At 69.7% G+C, this 376-nt stretch carries 1 protein-coding gene; it reads right to left on the bottom strand.

The genetic code is table 11. The features are described from left to right. Nucleotides 1–376 (bottom strand): porin (locus tag EN850_RS34170; RefSeq protein ID WP_210238027.1); only part of this gene is annotated, 376 nt, incomplete at both ends.

Here is a 376-nt window from a genome sequence, read left to right on the forward strand (position 1 = left end):
GCCAGGCGGTCGCGGTTGCGGCTTTCGATCACGTTGAGCATGAAGCGCAGGTTGTCGCGCAGGTACCAGTTGCCACCCAGCGTCCACGCCTCAGTGCTGCCACGGCGCAGGTCCGGCGCGCCGTCGAGGTGCTGTGCGCCCCACATCTGGTCGTAGCGCAGCGCCACTTCGAAGGCCCCGGCCTTGTGGCGGATGTCCTTCACCCGCGCGAAGCGGCCGGTCTTGCGGTCGTAGGCGCGGCTTTCGCCGGTGACGAACCAGCTGAGCATGCCGTAGGCAGCCATCACGTCGCCGCGCTGGGCGCCGTCATCGAAGGTGGCGCCGCTGAACTCGCCCTGCCACGACAGCGGGCCGCGCACCTGCGCGTATTCCAGCG

This window comes from Mesorhizobium sp. M8A.F.Ca.ET.207.01.1.1 (assembly GCF_004794715.1).
Taxonomy (GTDB): domain Bacteria; phylum Pseudomonadota; class Alphaproteobacteria; order Rhizobiales; family Rhizobiaceae; genus Mesorhizobium.